This is a genomic window from Streptomyces lonarensis (genome assembly GCF_012033735.1).
Classification (GTDB): Bacteria; Actinomycetota; Actinomycetes; order Streptomycetales; family Streptomycetaceae; genus Streptomyces; species Streptomyces lonarensis.
Map to the genome: position 1 here is coordinate 1 of NZ_JAAVJD010000123.1, position 16,214 is coordinate 16,214.

The window sequence follows — 16,214 nt, forward strand, 5'->3', positions numbered from 1 at the left end:
CGGTGGTCATGGCGAGAGGGAAACGCCCGGTTACATTTCGAACCCGGAAGCTAAGCCTTTCAGCGCCGATGGTACTGCATGGGGGACCGTGTGGGAGAGTAGGTCGCCGCCGAACAAATTGTGTGGGAGAGGGTCTCACTGGAACTCCGGTTCCGGTGGGGCCCTTTTCTGCGTTCTCGGGCGGGTTTCTCTTCTCCCCGTGCCTGCCGCCCGGGCCGGCCGTCCGCCGGCGAGGCCCCGCTTCTCGCGCCGGGAACGGCGCCCGGGAGCGTGGCTCATATACGGTGGCCGCATGACGAGCGGCAAGACGTGGCTGATGTGGGACGAGGCCGTCACCGGATACGACTTCGGCCCCTCCCACCCGATGGACCCGATCCGTCTCGCGCTGACGATGCGTCTGGTGGAGACCCTCTCCCTCGACCGGGAGAGCGCCGTCCACGCGGTGCCCGCGGCCGGCGACTCCACGCTGCGGCTGGTGCACCACCCCGACTACATCGAGGCCGTGCGGCGCAGTTCGGCGGAGTCCGCGCCGCCCGAGGAGCAGTACGGCATCGGCACCACGGACACGCCGGCCTTTCCCGGCATGCACGAGGTGAGCTCTCTCATCGTCGGCCAGAGCGTCGCCGCGGCCGAGGCCGTGTGGCGGGGCGAGACGCCGCACGCGGTCAACTTCGCCGGCGGCCTGCACCACGCGATGCCGGGCGCCGCCGCGGGGTTCTGCGTCTACAACGACGCCGCCGTCGCCATCGCCCGCCTGCTGGAGAACGGCGCCGAGCGCGTCGCCTACGTCGATGTCGACGTCCACCACGGCGACGGCGTCCAGGCCGCGTTCTGGGACGACCCGCGCGTGCTGACCATCTCCGTGCACGAACACCCGCGCGCGCTGTTCCCGGGGACCGGGTGGCCCGAGGAGTGCGGACCGCCCCACGCGGCCGGCAGCGCCGTCAACGTCGCGATCCCGCCCGGCACCTCGGACGCCGGCTGGCTGCGGGCGCTGCACGCGGTGGTCCCCGAGCTCCTGGAGGCGTTCCGGCCCCAGTTCCTGGTGTCGCAGCACGGCGCCGACACCCACGTCGAAGACCCCCTCGCGCACCTCGCGTTGAGCATCGACGCCCAACGCGCCGCGATGGAGGCGTGCCACGAGTGGGCCCACGCCCACGCCGACGGACGCTGGCTCGCCCTCGGCGGGGGCGGGTACGCGGTCGTCGATGTCGTGCCGCGCAGCTGGGCCCACCTGGTCGCCGTGGCCTCGCACGCGCCCGTCGACCCTGGGCGCGCGGTCCCCGAGGAGTGGCGCCGGACCGTCTACGCGTTGACGCGCCAGGAGGCGCCGCGGTCGATGAGCGACGGCGGGACCGGGGCGTTCCGCTCCTGGGAGGACGGCTACGACCCGGCCGACGACGTGGACCGCGCGATCATGGCGACCCGCAAGGCGGTGTTCCCCACCCACGGGCTGCTTGCCTGACGGGCGCGGGACTCGTCCGCCGCCGGGAGGCCCGGCCCGCGGCGTCCGGCATGGCCCCCCGGCGGCCGTCGTGGGGCCCGCGAGGCCGGAGGTCGCGCCGCGAGCGCGGCTGGGGCGCCGGGCCGGGCCTGTCGAGGCCCTTCTACGTCGAACGGGCCGCCCGCGCCTCGGCGCACGGGTGCCGCCGGCTCACCCCACGCGACGGACGTCACATCGACACCACGACGAGATCGGGTGACGGTCACACCGGTCGTACGACGTACCGCTGACGGGCACGGAGCCCGCTGCGTACGCAGCCGCGGCATCGGCGAGTTGGGCGGTTGATGCTGATTCGCCCCGTCGGTGCCATGGCTGCGTGACAGCCGCCGGTCCACCGTCGCAGCGGTCGGAGGCTCACCTCGGGGCGACCGGCGCACGGACGTAATCGCAGGTCAACCGAGGGTTGCCGCGGACATCGAGGTCGGCAACGGGAGTACTGCCGCACCCGCCGCCGATGCGGCGGGCGTGAGACGGGGCCACGGCGGCGGTCAAGGGGGCAAAAGCCGCACCGAGGCGACCGCTGACGCGAGACCTTCTCAACAAGGTGCATCTGTAACGGGAAATGACATGTTCAGCACCTCTTCCCCACTTGCCACAGCCGCACCTACTCTGAGTCCGAGCGCATGCGAGTGGAGTTCACCGGAGGGGAAGCCGGTGTCCGCTATGCGCAGAAGGTCAAGGTGTGACATGGCTGCAGGTGAAAGACTTCTGAGTGAAGCCAAGTTCTTGACCGTGGCAGAGGTTGCCGCGGTCATGCGCGTGTCGAAGATGACCGTGTACCGCTTGGTTCACGCCGGGCAGCTGCCCGCGATTCGGGTGGGCCGGTCCTTCCGGGTCCCCGAGCAGGCAGTGCACGAGTACCTCAGGGAATCGTTCGTGGGTGTCGAAAGCGCCTGACGTCCGGTAATCCCGCTCGGAGCCCGCTGCGGGTGCCTCGGCACCACCCTCGATTAACCGCCTCGGCTCGATGCCGGGTAGTCTGGCCTGATGTAGGTCGTGTGGGCTCGGACGCCCCGCACCGAGTAATCGACGTGAGCGAGGGTAGTCGTGGGCTCTGTTATCAAGAAGCGGCGCAAGCGGATGGCGAAGAAGAAGCACCGCAAGCTCCTGAAGCGCACGCGAGTTCAGCGTCGCAACAAGAAGTGAGCGAACGCCGCTGAAGGCCCCTCCCACCGGCTGGTGGGAGGGGCCTTTGCCTGTGCCCGGGCCGTCCGTTCCGGGGCCCGTGGCGCCGCCCCGGACGGCGGTCTGCGGTGCCGTCCCCTCTCCTGCCGCTCCGTGGTGGTCTCGCTCACCGCGGTCTGCGGCCCGGTCCGGGTGATCACCGCGCCCTCGCCGCAGCCGAGCACAATTCTCGAACAACGCCCGAGCGGTGCGGTGTTGGCGTATCGCACCGCCGCCGTCGGAGAAGTGCTGGACGTGTCGAAGGGCGGCACCGTAATGACGGTGCCGCCCTTCGACGGGTGAGAGCGGTGCAGCCGGTTCGCTACTCCGACTTCCTTATGTCGAGACCGAGTCCCGGCAGCAGTCCGTCGATCAGCGGGGGAATCGTGACGTCCGGCTCCGGGCCGCCGGTGCCGGATTCCGGGGACTCCGGCGAGGATTCCCCGCCGCCGACCCCGGGGAGCTGCTGCGGGTCCAGCAGTCCGCCGCCACCACCGCCCAGCAGGCCCTCCCGCTCGGCCTCCTGCTCCTCCGGGGGCGCCGGCGCCTCCCGTTGCGGGGGCGCCTCCTCGGCTGCCGGCGGGTTGTCGGTCGAGGCCGAGGGCGAGGGTTCGGCCTCCGGGGTGCCCGGCGGGGGCTGCGGCACCGGCGGTGCCCCGTCGTCCTCCGCCGCGCCGGGTTCCTGTTGCCCGGTCGGCAGGAGCGCCTGGAGGGGCTGGAGGTCGTCCTCCATCGCCTCGAAGATCGAGCTGACCTCGTCGCCGATGTCGCTCAGCTGGGGTGGCAGCATCGCCCGCAGCTCGCTCCAGTTGCCACCGTGGCGCTCGTTGAACGCCGACAGGGTCCGCAGCGGGTCGATGGAGCCGTTGGTCTCCCAGGCGGCGCTCAGCAGCCGATGGCCCTCGGCCGCGTCGCTGTGCATCTGGGAGAGGGTGGTGCGGACCTCGGCGACCTGGTCCTCGTCGAGATCGCCGGCCTTCTGGCGCTCCATCAGCCGCCGGGCCTCGCCGAGCCGCGTGGAGGCCTTGTCCAGGTGCACGCCGCCCCGGTCGGCGTCACTGCCGGCCAGGTCGAGGCGGAGATCCTCCATGCCCCGCTTCAGGCCGTAGAGGGTGTCCCCGGGGAGTGCGTCGGTGCTCGCCGCCGCGGCACCGCCGAAGGCCCCGGCGGCGACCCCGAGGCCCAGGCCGCCCGCTGCCAGGCCCTTGGTCAGCCGGGTCTTCGGGCGGAGGCGGGCGAAGGCGCCCGCCGCTCCGGTCGCGCGGTGCGCGCCCTTGCGGCGGGTGCCCCGCTGTTCGGGTACGACGTCGCCCCCGGCACCTCCGAAGGCGTTCTCCATGGCGGCGACGAGCTGGGCGCGCTGGGTCGTCCTCGTCTCGGCGCTCAGCTCCGGGCGGGGCGCACCCCGCAGCTCCTCCGCCAGGGAGAGCAGTCCGGCCTGCTCCGCGTCGTTCGTCGCGGAGCCTGGCTCCTGTGTCGTTCGGTCTGCCGACGCCTCGCCGAGTCGCGGCTCATCGAGGGCTTCGGCGAAGGCGTTGGCCCGGCGGCTGGTCGGTACGGATCTCAGCACGGGGTGGCACCTCCTCTCGTCAGCATGGTCGACTCCCCAATGCGGACCGGAGGTTGCCGTTCATCACGATCTTCGCCCGTTCGGGTGAAATGTGACTGATCGACCCGGCCACAGAGAGCCTGCAAGCTCCCCAACGAGTGGCCGGGCACTCGGGTTACGGCCGGATGATGATGTGATCGCTCGGGGTCGTGCGGCTACCGAGCGTCATCGGGGAGCAGTCGCGCGAGTGTCCGGACTGCCCGGTACTGCAACGTTTTGATGGCCCCCTCGTTCTTGTTCATGGCGCTGGCGGTCTCGGCGACCGACAGGCCCTGAAGGAACCGCAGGGTCACGCATTCGCGCTGCTGGGGGTTGAGCCGGCGCACGGCTTCCAGCAGTGCCGAGTTGGAGAGGTGTTCGAGAACCGAGTCCTCGGGGCTGCGCTCCATCTCGTTGGGGTCGAGCATCTCCCCGGTGGTGACCTCCAGCCGGTAGCGGCTGGACTTGAAGTGGTCCGCGACCAGGTTGCGGGCGATGGTGACGAGCCAGGCGCCGAAGTCGCGGCCCTGCCAGGTGAAGGTGCCGATGCGGCGGAGGGCGCGGAGGAAGGTCTCGCTGGTGAGGTCCTCGGCGGTGGCGCGGCTGCTGACGCGGTAGTAGATGAAGCGGTAGACGGTGTCGGCGTACTGGTCGTACAGCTGGCCGAACGCCTCCGCCTCCCCGCCCTGGGCGCGTTCGACCAGGTCCATCATGCGACGGCTGTCGCTGTCGACGGGCCGGCGGCTCGTTGCCGTCCCCGAACGGGCGCGCTTACGGGTCGGTGTGGTTCCGGTGGTGCTCTCGGTCATGGCGTACCCCGGACCGGCGGTGGTGGCCGCGGCGACCGCGGGGCCGGGTTGCGCGCTGGGGACGAGCGCGCGCAGCCGATCGACGATCGCGATGTGGGGCGTAGCCAGGCCCGAGGCGTCAACCCCGACGTGTGGGTACACGGGACTCCCAGAGGCAGAGCTTCCAACACGTTCAGTACGAGGCCGGTCATCGTCACCTGGCTGGGGACGGTGGAGCCGGATGCGTCAGAGGAGAATAACGCTTCGTACACTCCGCACTACACCTAGTTGCGAAAATCGCCGGTTCGGTCGGAAGTGTTGCGTGTTGGAGCCGCTACGCCATGCAAACGCCATGGCAGGAGTGACCGTCATCTGATCGGTTCAGATCGACGGGTGAAAGAAAGTGATCACTCGGTGGGGGCGCCCGTGCGGGTGCGCCCGGGGCGGCGACGCCGCGCCGAGGCGTCAGCGACGCTTGCGCCGCAGGGCGAGAGCAGCGGCTGTGCCCCCGGCCAGGGCGCCTGCGGCGGCCGCTGCGGGGACCCCGACCCGGACGGCTTTTCGTCCCGTCCGGTAATCACGAAGACGCCAGCCGCGCTCCCGGGCGTGCGCCCGGAGCGTCCTGTCGGGATTGATCGCATACGGATGGCCCACGAGTGACAGCATCGGAATGTCGTTCGCCGAGTCGCTGTAGGCCGCGCAGCGGTCGAGATCCAGCCCCTCGCCCGCCGCGAGCGCGTCGATCGCGACAGCTTTGGCCGGTCCGTGGAGCGGTTCGCCGGCCAGTCGCCCGGTGTAGACGCCCGCCACCGACTCCGCCACGGTGCCGAGCGCACCGGTGAAGCCGAGTCGTCGCGCGATGATCGTCGCCGTCTCGACGGGGGCGGCCGTCACCAGCCAGACCTGCTGTCCGGCGTCGAGGTGCGCCTGGGCGAGCGCGCGCGTCCCGGGCCACATCCGGTCGGCCAGGTACTCGTCGTAGATCTCCTCGCCGATGCTCATCAGCTCCGACACCCGGTGGCCGCGCACGATGGAGAGCGCGCTGTCGCGGGCCTCCGCCATGTGCCCGCTGTTCTCCGTCCCGGCGAGTCGGAAGTACGCCTGCTGCCAGGCGAAGCGCGCGAGGTCCCTGCTGCTGAAGAAGTCGCGCTTGTAGAGGCCGCGCCCGAAGTGGAAGAGCGCGGCGCCCCGCATGATCGTGTTGTCGAGGTCGAAGAAGGCGGCTGCCCGTGTGTCGCCCACGATCGGGAAGGCGGGCTCCTCCGGCTCCCGCGCCGCCTCGTCGGCTGCGTCGGCGTCCGGCGCGCGCTGCTCCGCCTCGGCGGCTTCCAGCGCCTCCACGGTCCCCAGCGCCACCGCGGCCGCGGCTTCGCCCGCGGTCACGCTGCGCCTGGTCGGGATGAGCCGGGTGCGGGGGCGGAACCAGGGGCGCATGGGGTCGAGGATAGCCACTGCGCGGACCCCTCCCGCGCCGCGCCGATCATCGGGTCGCCGCGCGTCGTCGCCCGTCACCGGCGTGCGGGGCCGCCCGGCGGCGGGGCGCGGGCGGCCGACACGGTCGTCCGGCGGCGGTCGGCGGCCCGGGCTGCCGGGCACTCTGCCCGCGCCGCGTCCGGCGTGACTCTCACCACTCGGGCCGCCCGGGGGCGCCGCGTGGTCGGCGGCCCGGTGGGACCGGAGCACAATGAGGTCATGACTCCGCTGTTCCGCCGCCCGATAGCCCGCAGGGACCCCGCCGAACGGCTGGTCACTCTCGTGGGAAAGCCCGGCTGCCACCTCTGCGACGACGCCCGAGCGGTGATCGAGGAGGTCTGCGGCGAGCTCGGAGTGCCGTGGGAGGAGCGGGACATCACCCGGGATCAGGAGATGTACGACCGGTACTGGGAGCAGATCCCCGTGGTGCTGGTGGACGGCGCCCAGCACGACTTCTGGCGGGTGCGCGCCGACCGGCTGCGGGCGGCGCTGACCGGGTGAGCCGGGCCGGGCGGAACGCTCCGTCCGAGCGGGAGAGGGCAGGTCGGAGGCGGTGCGGAGCGGCTTGCTCCGGGTGCTCCGCCGTCGGTTTCTGGCATACGATGCGAGGCCGTCTCCCCGCGCGCACCACGGTCCCCGGGCCGTCGTGCCGACCGGCGGTCCGCCGGTCGCCGAAGGTGGCGGGGCGGTCGTCGACGACTCGTGAGGAGGGTGATCCGGTGCGTTCTTCCATGCATGTGGCACCGGTCACTTTGCTCGGACAAAACGGACAGTATCTTTGTGCACGCGTTCACAAAGGCATAGCCTGGGCGCCACCGGGCGGCCGGGAACACGGTGTCCGCCTTTCGCTTCGCACTACCGGCAGGAGCAACGTGGCAACTGGCCGACCCCATCGACCAACGACGCGCGGCCGCGGTATCCCCGAGGCGACCGTCGCCCGTCTCCCGCTGTACCTGCGGGCGCTCACCGCGCTGTCGGAGCGGTCGGTACCCACTGTCTCCTCCGAGGAGCTGGCCACCGCGGCCGGGGTGAACTCCGCGAAGCTCCGGAAGGACTTCTCCTACCTCGGCAGCTACGGGACGCGCGGGGTCGGCTACGACGTGGAGTACCTCGTCTACCAGATCTCCCGCGAGCTGGGCCTCACCCAGGACTGGCCCGTGGTCATCGTCGGCATCGGTAACCTCGGCGCCGCCCTCGCCAACTACGGCGGGTTCGCCTCGCGCGGGTTCCGGGTCGCCGCCCTCATCGACGCCGACGCCGCCATGGCGGGGCGTCCGGTCGCCGGGATCGCCGTCCAGCACATCGACGAGCTGGAGTCGATCATCGCCGACAACGGCGTCTCCATCGGGGTCATCGCCACCCCGGCCGGTGCCGCGCAGCAGGTCTGCGAGCGGCTGGTCGCCGCCGGTGTCACCTCGATCCTGAACTTCGCGCCGACCGTCCTCTCCGTCCCCGACGGCGTCGACGTGCGCAAGGTGGACCTCTCCATCGAGCTGCAGATCCTCGCCTTCCACGAGCAGCGCAAGGCGGGCGAGGCCGCCGCCGGCCCCGACATCACCGACATGGTCACCCCCGTCGTCCCGCCCGTCGCCGCCACCCGGCGCCGTGCCGACGACGTCCCGGCGCGTCCGGCGGTCGACGGTGCCGTTCCCCACGGTGTGGGTGACGCCGGCAGCGGCCCCGACGGTTCCGATGGCGGACGATCGGCGGCGATGCCGGCATGACCGTACTCGTCGTGGGGCTCAGCCACCGCAGCGCGCCCGTCAGTCTCCTGGAGCGCGCCGCCATCGACCCCGCCACCCGGGGCACCCTCCTGGAGGAGATGGTCGGCGCCGGGTGCTGCCCGCTGTCCGAGCCGGTGCTGGAGGCCTCGGTGGTCTCCACCTGCAACCGCATCGAGCTCTACGCCGACGTGGAGAAGTTCCACGCCGGGGTCTCCGAGCTGACCGCCGCCCTCGCCCGCCACAGCGGGGTGGGCGTCGACGAGCTCACCCCCCACCTCTATGTCCACTACGACGACCGCGCGGTGCACCACCTGTTCTCGGTGGCCTGCGGCCTGGACTCGATGGTGGTCGGCGAGGGCCAGATCCTCGGCCAGCTGAAGAACGCCCTCGCGGCGGCGCAGGAGCGCCGCACCGCGGGCCGGGTGCTCAACGAGCTGTTCCAGCAGGCGCTGCGCGTCGGCAAGCGGGCCCACAGCGAGACCGGGATCGACCGGGCGGGGCAGTCGCTGGTGACGTTCGGCCTGGAGCAGCTGGCCGCCGGTGCCCCGGTGGACGCGTGGGTCGCCGGCAAGCGGGTCCTGCTGATCGGGGCCGGTTCGATGTCGGCGCTGTCCGCCGCGACACTCGCGCGGGCCGGTGCCACCGAACTGGTGATCGTCAACCGCACCGTGGACCGGGCCGAGCGGCTCGCCACCGTGCTCGCCGAGAGCTTCGGGCCCGAGGCCGGCGGCGCGCTGAACGCCCGCGCCGTGCCGATCAACGCCATCTCCGTCGCCGCCGAGCTGGCCCTCGCCGACATCGTCGTCTCCTGCACCGGCGCCACCGGCGTGGTGCTCACCGCCGACGCCGTGACCAAGGCGCTGGGCGAGCGGCAGGCGCTCGGCCGGGGGACGGGTCCCGACGCGCGGCCCATCGCCCTGCTCGACCTCGCCATGCCGCGGGACATCGACGCCGGGGTGCGCGAGCTGCCCGGTGCGCGCCTGGTGGACATCGAGTCGCTGGCCGAGGTGGCCGGCGGTGCCGACGGCCCGGTCGCGGACGACGTCGACGCGGTGCGCGGCATCGTCGCCGACGAGGTCGCGGTCTTCGGTGCCTCGCAGCGCGCCGCGCACATCACGCCCACCGTCGTCGCGCTGCGGTCGATGGCGCGCGACGTCGTCGCTGCCGAGATGAGCCGGCTGGAAGGCCGGCTGCCAGGTCTCGACGAGCGCGAGCGCACGGAGATCACCCGGACCGTCCGCCGCGTCGTGGACAAGCTCCTCCACGCACCGACGGTCCGCGTCAAGGAACTCGCCCAGGAGCCGGGCGGCGCCGACTACGCCGTCGCGCTCCGGGAGCTGTTCGACCTCGACCCGCAGGCGGTGGCCGCCGTCAGCAACCCCGAACAGGAGCGGTCGTCATGAGGCCCCTGAGGCTTGGAACCCGGCGCAGCAGGCTCGCCATGGCGCAGTCCGGGCAGGTCGCCGAGCAGGTGCGCGAGCGCACCGGGCGTCCCGTGGAGCTGGTGGAGATCACCACCTACGGCGACGTCTCGCGCGAGCACCTGACGCAGATCGGCGGTACCGGTGTCTTCGTGTCCGCGTTGCGCGACGCGCTGCTCGCCGGTGAGATCGACCTCGCCGTCCACTCGTTGAAGGACCTGCCCACCGCGCAGCCCGACGAGCTCGCGCTCGCGGCCGTGCCGGTGCGGGAGGACCCCAGGGACGCGCTGATCGCGCGGGACGACCTGACCTTCGAGCGGCTCGCCGCCCTCGGCGGCGTGCGGGTCGGCACCGGCTCGCCCCGTCGCATGGCCCAGCTGAACGCCTGGGCGCGTTCGCTGGGTTGCGAGATCACAACGGTCCCCATCCGGGGGAATGTCGACACCCGGATCGGGTACGTCCGCGACGGTGAGCTCGACGCGGTCGTGCTCGCCACCGCCGGACTGCGACGGATCGGTCGGGAGTCGGAGATCACCGAACTCCTGCCCGCGGACGCCGTCCTCCCCGCCCCCGGCCAGGGGGCACTGGCGATCGAGTGCGCCGCGTCCGACGCGGACCTCACCGCCCTGCTCGCCGGACTCGACGACCCGCACACGCGGATCGCCGTGACCGCCGAGCGAACTCTGCTCGCCGCACTGGAAGCAGGCTGCAGCGCACCCGTCGCCGCGCTCGCCGACCTCCGGGACGAAGGGCAGAAGGCCACCGTCATGCGCCTGCGCGGCGCCGTCGGCACGATCGACGGTTCCTCGCTGGTGCAGCTGTCCACCACCGGCTCCGTGGCGGCGTCCGTCGAGGAGGCCCTGTCCAACGCGCGAGCGATGGGCCGGGCACTCGCCGACGAGATGCTCGCCAAGGGTGCTGCCGGTCTGATGGGGGAGCGAGCGCTTTGAGCCCCACCACCGCACGCGTGCATGCCCAGCCGAAGCCGTCCGGCGTGACCTCCCACGGGCACGTCACCTTCCTCGGAGCCGGACCGGGTGACCCGGGTCTGCTCACGCTGCGCGCCGTCGAAGCACTGGCGCAGGCCGATGTCCTGATCGCCGACCCGCCGGTCTACGAGGTGGTGCGCGCGCACATCAGGGCGGGAGCGGACACACCACTTCAGCCGGTCGAGGACGAGCCGGCGTCCGGCCCGCAGCGGGCTGACGATGGAGCAGATCTTGTCATGCGGGCCGCGCGCGGCGGCAAGCGGGTGGTGCGTGCCGTGGCCGGCGACCCCGGCCTCGACGCGGACGCCACCGGAGAGATGCTGGCCTGCGCCCGCGAGGGCATCACCTTCGAGGTGGTCCCCGGTGTCGCGGAGGCGACGGGTGTCGCCGCCTACGCCGGCGTGCCGCTGCGGGACGCCGGCGGCGCCGACGTGCGGTTCGTCGACACCCGCACCGCCGACAGCCGCTGCTGGACGGAGATAGGCGCCAGCGACGCGACGCTCGTCGTCTCCACGACCCTCCAGTCGGTGGGCGCGGACGCGGCGAAGCTGGTCTCCTCGGGCCGCAAGCCCGACACCCCGCTGTCGGTGACGGTGGGCGGCACGACCACCCAGCAGCGGACCTGGTCGGCGACGCTCGGCACCATCGAGCGGACGCTGAAGTCGGCGAAGGTGCTGCCCTCGGCCGACGGCGGCCGCACGGTGATAGCGGTCGTCGGCGAGCGGTCGGCCCCGGCTCACCGGGACGAGCTGGCGTGGTTCGAGTCCAAGCCGCTGTTCGGATGGCGGGTGCTGGTGCCGCGCACCAAGGAGCAGGCCGCCTCGCTGTCGGAGCAGCTGCGCTCCTACGGCGCGGTCCCCAGCGAGGTCCCGACCATCGCCGTCGAGCCGCCGCGGACGCCGCAGCAGATGGACCGCGCGGTGAAGGGCCTGGTGACGGGGCGCTACGAGTGGGTGGCGTTCACCTCCGTCAACGCGGTCAAGGCGGTGCGGGAGAAGTTCGAGGAGTACGGGCTCGACGCCCGCGCGTTCGCCGGGATCAAGGTCGCGGCGGTCGGCGAGCAGACGGCCCGGGCGCTGATCGACTTCGGTGTCCGGCCCGACCTGCTGCCCAGCGGGGAGCAGTCGGCGGCGGGGCTGCTGGAGGACTGGCCGCCCTACGACCCGGTCTTCGACCCGATCGACCGCGTCTTCCTGCCGCGTGCCGACATCGCCACCGAGACCCTGGTCGCCGGGTTGATCGACATGGGCTGGGAGGTCGACGACGTCACCGCCTACCGGACGGTGCGCGCCTCGCCCCCGCCCGCGCCGACCCGCGAGGCGATCAAGGGCGGCGGCTTCGACGCGGTGCTGTTCACCTCGTCGTCGACGGTGCGGAACCTCGTCGGGATCGCCGGCAAGCCGCACAACGTCACCGTGATCGCCTGTATCGGGCCGGCGACGGCCAAGACGGCGAAGGAGCACGGTCTGCGGGTGGACGTCATGGCGCCCGAGCCGTCGGTGGCACGGCTGGCGGAGGCGCTGGCCGAGTTCGGCGCCGACCGCCGGGCGGCGGCGCTGGCCGCCGGCGAGGTGCTGAAGCGGCCGAGCGAGAAGCGCCCGCAGCGCAGGCGGCCGCGCTCGGTCTGACCGGCCGGTCGGACCGAGGCCCGGTCACCGCGCACGCACGACGACCCCGCGCACGCACGATGACGGCGCGGTCCACGGTGGGAACCGTGGGCCGCGCCGTCGGTGTGTCCGGGGTCTGTACGGTGAGGAGAGCGTGTCGCCGCGGGCGGCGGAGCGCGGCGCTGCCGCCCGCGCCCTGCCCCGGGCGGCGGCTCGTGCGGCCGGAGGGCGCCCGCCCGGCGCGCCGGTGAACAGTCCCGTGAGGTGAAAGGTCCCGATGTGAGCGTCGACGACGCCGGTTTCCCCCAGGTGCGGCCGCGGCGGCTGCGGAGCTCGGCCGCGATGCGCGAGCTGGTGGCCGAGTACCAGGTCCGCCCCGCCGACCTGGTGCTGCCGGTCTTCGCCCGTGAGGGCATCGACGAGCCGGTCCCGGTCTCCTCGATGCCGGGGGTGGTGCAGCACACCCGCGACTCGCTGCGGCGCGCGGCGGCCGAGGCGGCCGAGGCCGGGGTGCGCGGCATCATGCTGTTCGGCGTCCCCGAGCACAAGGACGCGGTGGGATCGGCCGGCACCGACCCGGACGGCGTGCTGCAGCGCGCCATCCGCGACGTCCGGTCGGAGACCGGCGCGGCGCTGGTGATCATGTCGGACCTGTGCCTGGACGAGTTCACCGACCACGGCCACTGCGGCGTCCTCGACGCGCGGGGCGCGGTGGACAACGACGCGACGCTCGCCCGCTACGCGGAGATGGCGCTGGTGCAGGCCGAGGCGGGCGCGGACGTGCTGGGCCCCAGCGGGATGATGGACGGCCAGGTCGGGCACGTGCGCCGTGCGCTGGACGCGGCGGGTCGCACCGACGTGGCGATGCTGGCGTACACCGCGAAGTACGCCTCCGCCTTCTACGGGCCGTTCCGGGAGGCCGTCAACTCGTCGCTCACCGGGGACCGCAAGAGCTACCAGCAGGACCCGGCCAACGGCCGCGAGGCGCTGCGCGAGCTGGAGCTCGACCTGGCCGAGGGTGCCGACATGGTGATGGTGAAGCCGGGCATGCCGTACCTGGACGTGCTGCGCCGGGTGGCGGACGCGGTGACCGTCCCGGTGGCCGCGTACCAGATCTCCGGGGAGTACGCGATGGTCGAGGCCGCTGCCGAGAAGGGCTGGATCGAGCGGGAGCGGGCCATCGACGAGACGCTGCTGTGCTTCAAGCGGGCCGGTGCCGATCTGGTGCTGACCTACTGGGCGACCGAGGCCGCGCGGCGGCTCGGCCGCTGACCGCCGGCAGCCCCGGCCCGCGTCCGCCCGCAGGGGCGGGGTGCGGGCCGGGGCTGTGTCCGTTGGTGCCGTCGCCGGTGGGAGCGTGGCGGTGTGGTCGGCCGGTCGGTCGGTGGCGGCGTGGCCGGTCGGTGACGGCGTGGCGGGTGCCGGGGCGCCGGCTGTCGGGGCGGAGCCTTCCGCGCCGCGGGGTGGGGGAGGCGGGCCGGGCTACTCCGGGCGGCCGTCCCGCCGGTCGCCGGACTCCCCGCCGGACTCCGCCGTGGCCGGCGGCCGCTCGGCGGGCACGGGGGCGGTGCCGGGGTCCGGGGCGGTGAGGTAGCGCTGCACGCTCGGTCCGAGCCAGGCGACGACCTGGTCCTCCGAAAGAGTGACCGCCGGAGGCAGCCGGAGCACGTAGCGGGCCAGCGCCATGCCCAGCACCTGTGACATCACCAGTGCGCCGCGCGCCGGTGCCTGCGCCGGATCGGGGCAGACGCCGCGCACCGCCGGGCCGAGCTGTTCGCGGAAGACGGCGCGCATCCGCTCGGCGCCGGCCGGGTTGGTGGCGGCCACCCGCAGGACGGCGGCGAGGGTCTCGTTCCCCTCCCACAGCCGTACGAAGTGCCGGACGAGCGTGGCGCCGACGTGATCCCGGGGGACCTGGCCGAGGTCGGGGAGGCGGAGGTCGAGTTCGGAGGCGGCGGCGAACAGCCCCGCCTTGTTGCCGAAGTACCGCATGACCATCGAGGGGTCGATCGAGGCGTCGCGGGCGATGGCGCGGATGGTGGCGCGCTCGTAGCCGTCGCAGGCGAAGCGGTCACGGGCGGCGGTGAGGATGGCGGCCCGGGTGGCGTCCGAGCGCCGGGACGGTTCGCGGGGTTCCTGGTCGGTCGCCCGGGGTGCCCCGGTGGGGCCGACGGGGTCCGACACGCCGGAGGGGGCGTTCGGTGGTGCGGGTGGGGACGGCTCGGAGGGGGCGGCGGTCGGGGCGTCCACCGCGGCCGGGGAGCCGTCGGCCGCGGTCTCCTCCGGGGGCGGGACCGCCGCGGCGGCGTGGGGGCCGGGTGGGGACTCACGGGCGCCGGGGCCGGGAGCGGGGGAGGTGTCGGGGGGTCCGTGGGCGTGGCCGTCCGCGCCGGTGCGCGGGGGGCGTGACCCCTCGTGGTCTGCGGCGCGGGCCGGGTCCTCCAGCATCATGGCGCACACCTTAGGCCAACGCTTGTGGGCCTACAAGCGTTGACTCGCGGTAACGGGGTCGCTACTCTCGTCAACACTCGTTGGCCAACACCTGATGGCCAACGCTTGTTGGCCTGTACCGGGCCACTCGGTCAGAGGAGGCAGTCATGTCCGGCACCGCCGGTACCCGAACCCGCCACCACGCCACCGAGGTCGCCGTCGTCGGAGCCGGCCCCACCGGGCTGCTGCTCGCAGGCGATCTCGCCATCGCCGGCCACCGCGTCACGCTCGTCGAGCGACGCGCGCCGGGCCTCTCCCCGCTTACCCGTGCCTTCGGAGTGCACGCCCGCACCCTGGAACTGCTCGACGCCCGGGGCATCGCCGACGACCTCGTCGACACCGGCGCCGCCCTCACCGAGGTCCGGCTCTTCGGCGGGGTCACCGTCCGGCTCGACCGCCCCGACAGCCGGTTCGGCTTCCTGCTGGTCACTCCGCAGTTCCAGGTCGAGGCCCTGCTCGCCCGGCGCGCGCGGGCGGCCGGTGTCCGCTGCATGCCGAGCACCGAGGTCAGCGGCCTGGCGCAGGACGGCAGCGGCGTCACCCTCCGGTTGCGGCGCGCCCCCGGAGCGGACCCGGCCACCACCCCGGCCGTCCGCACGGTGCGCGCCCGCTACGTGGTCGGCACCGACGGCCACCGCAGCACCATCCGCAGATCACTCGGTCAACCGTTCCCCGGGGTGTCCGTGCTGCGTTCGATGGTCGTCGCCGACGTGCGGCTGCTGGAGGACCCGGGCGAGGGCGCCCTCACCGTCCGCGGCGTACGGGGCGCGGTCGCCTTCCTCGCGCCCTTCGGCGACGGCTACCACCGGGTGTTCGCGTGGTCCGCCGAGGAGCGCGAGCCGGGCTCGCCGGTGGACCTCGCGGACGTCCGCGAGACGGTGTGGCGCGCCCACGGCACCGACTACGGCATGTACGACGCCCGCTGGCTCTCCCGGTTCCACTGCGACGAACGGCAGGTGCCGCAGTACCGCACCGGCCGCGTCTTCCTCGCCGGCGACGCCGCCCACATCCACTCGCCCGCCGGCGGCCAGGGGATGAACACCGGGCTCCAGGACGCCGCCAACCTCAGCTGGAAGCTGGCCGCCGCGCTGGACGGCGTCCCCGGGGCGGAGGCGGTCCTCGACAGCTACCACGACGAACGGCACCCCGTCGGGGCCGCCGTCGTGCGGTCCAGCGGTGCGATCCTGCGGCTCGCCACGGCGGAGAACGCCGCCGACCTCGCCCGTCTCACGCTGGCGACCGGGCTGCTGGGCGGCCTGCCGCCGCTGCGGCGGCGCATCGCCGGCCGCCTCAGCGGGCTCGACATCCGGTACCCGGCGCCGTCCGGCGCGCACCGGCTCGTCGGCAGACGGGCGGTGGACGTGCCGCTGCGCGGCGGCGGCAGGCTGTACGCCTCGCTGCGCGCCGGGCGGCACGTCCTGGTGACGCCCGAGTCGGTCGCGGCGCCGGCCCACCCCGGTGTCGGG

The 16,214-nt window shown here is 73.5% G+C and carries 15 protein-coding genes and 1 rRNA gene; 12 read left to right on the forward strand and 4 right to left on the reverse strand.

The annotated features are described in order from the left end of the window. The 5 genes from rrf to HCN56_RS15785 form a co-directional block, all read left to right on the forward strand. Window positions 1-115 (forward strand): 5S ribosomal RNA (gene rrf, locus HCN56_RS15765); the annotation flags it as partial. Window positions 116-292: 177 nt separating this feature from the next. Continuing rightward, on the forward strand, window positions 293-1,465 hold the full coding sequence (locus HCN56_RS15770; RefSeq protein ID WP_167971633.1) for an acetoin utilization protein AcuC: 1,173 nt from the start codon (window positions 293-295) through the stop codon (window positions 1,463-1,465). Between the two features lie 726 nt (window positions 1,466-2,191). Further along, window positions 2,192-2,401 carry a helix-turn-helix domain-containing protein gene (locus tag HCN56_RS15775; RefSeq protein ID WP_167934489.1) on the forward strand — a complete coding sequence of 70 codons (210 nt, stop codon included), beginning with the start codon at window positions 2,192-2,194 and terminating at the stop codon, window positions 2,399-2,401. A 150-nt stretch (window positions 2,402-2,551) separates the two neighbouring features. Continuing rightward, window positions 2,552-2,650 (forward strand): 30S ribosomal protein bS22, encoded by a 99-nt coding sequence (locus HCN56_RS15780; RefSeq protein ID WP_003948845.1) that lies wholly within the window; start codon window positions 2,552-2,554, stop codon window positions 2,648-2,650. Window positions 2,651-2,782: 132 nt separating this feature from the next. Next, window positions 2,783-2,971 carry a hypothetical protein gene (locus tag HCN56_RS15785; RefSeq protein ID WP_167971635.1) on the forward strand — a complete coding sequence of 63 codons (189 nt, stop codon included), beginning with the start codon at window positions 2,783-2,785 and terminating at the stop codon, window positions 2,969-2,971. A gap of 19 nt (window positions 2,972-2,990) precedes the next feature. On the opposite strand, the gene HCN56_RS15790 is transcribed toward HCN56_RS15785, so the two are convergent. From HCN56_RS15790 to HCN56_RS15800, 3 genes are all read right to left on the reverse strand, one after another. Beyond that, complete coding sequence (locus HCN56_RS15790) at window positions 2,991-4,238, reverse strand: DUF5667 domain-containing protein (protein WP_167971637.1); 1,248 nt, start codon at window positions 4,236-4,238, stop codon at window positions 2,991-2,993. 194 nt (window positions 4,239-4,432) lie between these two features. Next, window positions 4,433-5,206, reverse strand: coding sequence for an ECF subfamily RNA polymerase sigma factor, BldN family (locus HCN56_RS15795; RefSeq protein WP_167971639.1), 774 nt, complete (start codon window positions 5,204-5,206; stop codon window positions 4,433-4,435). 303 nt (window positions 5,207-5,509) lie between these two features. Further along, on the reverse strand, window positions 5,510-6,478 hold the full coding sequence (locus HCN56_RS15800; RefSeq protein ID WP_167971641.1) for an HAD family hydrolase: 969 nt from the start codon (window positions 6,476-6,478) through the stop codon (window positions 5,510-5,512). A 258-nt stretch (window positions 6,479-6,736) separates the two neighbouring features. Here HCN56_RS15800 and HCN56_RS15805 point away from each other — a divergent pair, with 258 nt between their 5' ends. From HCN56_RS15805 to hemB, 6 genes are all read left to right on the forward strand, one after another. Then, window positions 6,737-7,018, forward strand: coding sequence for a glutaredoxin family protein (locus tag HCN56_RS15805; protein ID WP_167971643.1), 282 nt, complete (start codon window positions 6,737-6,739; stop codon window positions 7,016-7,018). Window positions 7,019-7,389: 371 nt separating this feature from the next. After that, a complete protein-coding gene (locus HCN56_RS15810; protein ID WP_167971645.1) occupies window positions 7,390-8,241 on the forward strand; it encodes a redox-sensing transcriptional repressor Rex in 852 nt (283 codons plus the stop codon). Then, window positions 8,238-9,644 (forward strand): glutamyl-tRNA reductase, encoded by a 1,407-nt coding sequence (locus HCN56_RS15815; RefSeq protein ID WP_167971647.1) that lies wholly within the window; start codon window positions 8,238-8,240, stop codon window positions 9,642-9,644. The genes HCN56_RS15810 and HCN56_RS15815 overlap by 4 nt, the downstream gene beginning before the upstream one ends. Continuing rightward, entirely contained in the window at window positions 9,641-10,612 is a 972-nt protein-coding gene (gene hemC / locus HCN56_RS15820; RefSeq protein ID WP_167971648.1) for a hydroxymethylbilane synthase, read from the forward strand. The genes HCN56_RS15815 and hemC overlap by 4 nt, the downstream gene beginning before the upstream one ends. Next, window positions 10,609-12,279 carry a bifunctional uroporphyrinogen-III C-methyltransferase/uroporphyrinogen-III synthase gene (locus HCN56_RS15825; RefSeq protein ID WP_209312796.1) on the forward strand — a complete coding sequence of 557 codons (1,671 nt, stop codon included), beginning with the start codon at window positions 10,609-10,611 and terminating at the stop codon, window positions 12,277-12,279. Before hemC ends, HCN56_RS15825 begins: the two co-directional genes overlap by 4 nt. A 258-nt stretch (window positions 12,280-12,537) precedes the next feature. After that, a complete protein-coding gene (gene hemB, locus HCN56_RS15830) occupies window positions 12,538-13,530 on the forward strand; it encodes a porphobilinogen synthase (protein ID WP_167971652.1) in 993 nt (330 codons plus the stop codon). A gap of 210 nt (window positions 13,531-13,740) precedes the next feature. On the opposite strand, the gene HCN56_RS27430 is transcribed toward hemB, so the two are convergent. Further along, window positions 13,741-14,709, reverse strand: a complete 969-nt coding sequence (locus tag HCN56_RS27430; RefSeq protein WP_376770884.1) for a TetR/AcrR family transcriptional regulator — start codon at window positions 14,707-14,709, stop codon at window positions 13,741-13,743. 146 nt (window positions 14,710-14,855) lie between these two features. Here HCN56_RS27430 and HCN56_RS15840 point away from each other — a divergent pair. Next, window positions 14,856-16,214, forward strand: a 1,359-nt coding sequence (locus HCN56_RS15840) for an FAD-dependent monooxygenase (protein ID WP_167971653.1), incomplete at its 3' end; no start/stop codon positions are given.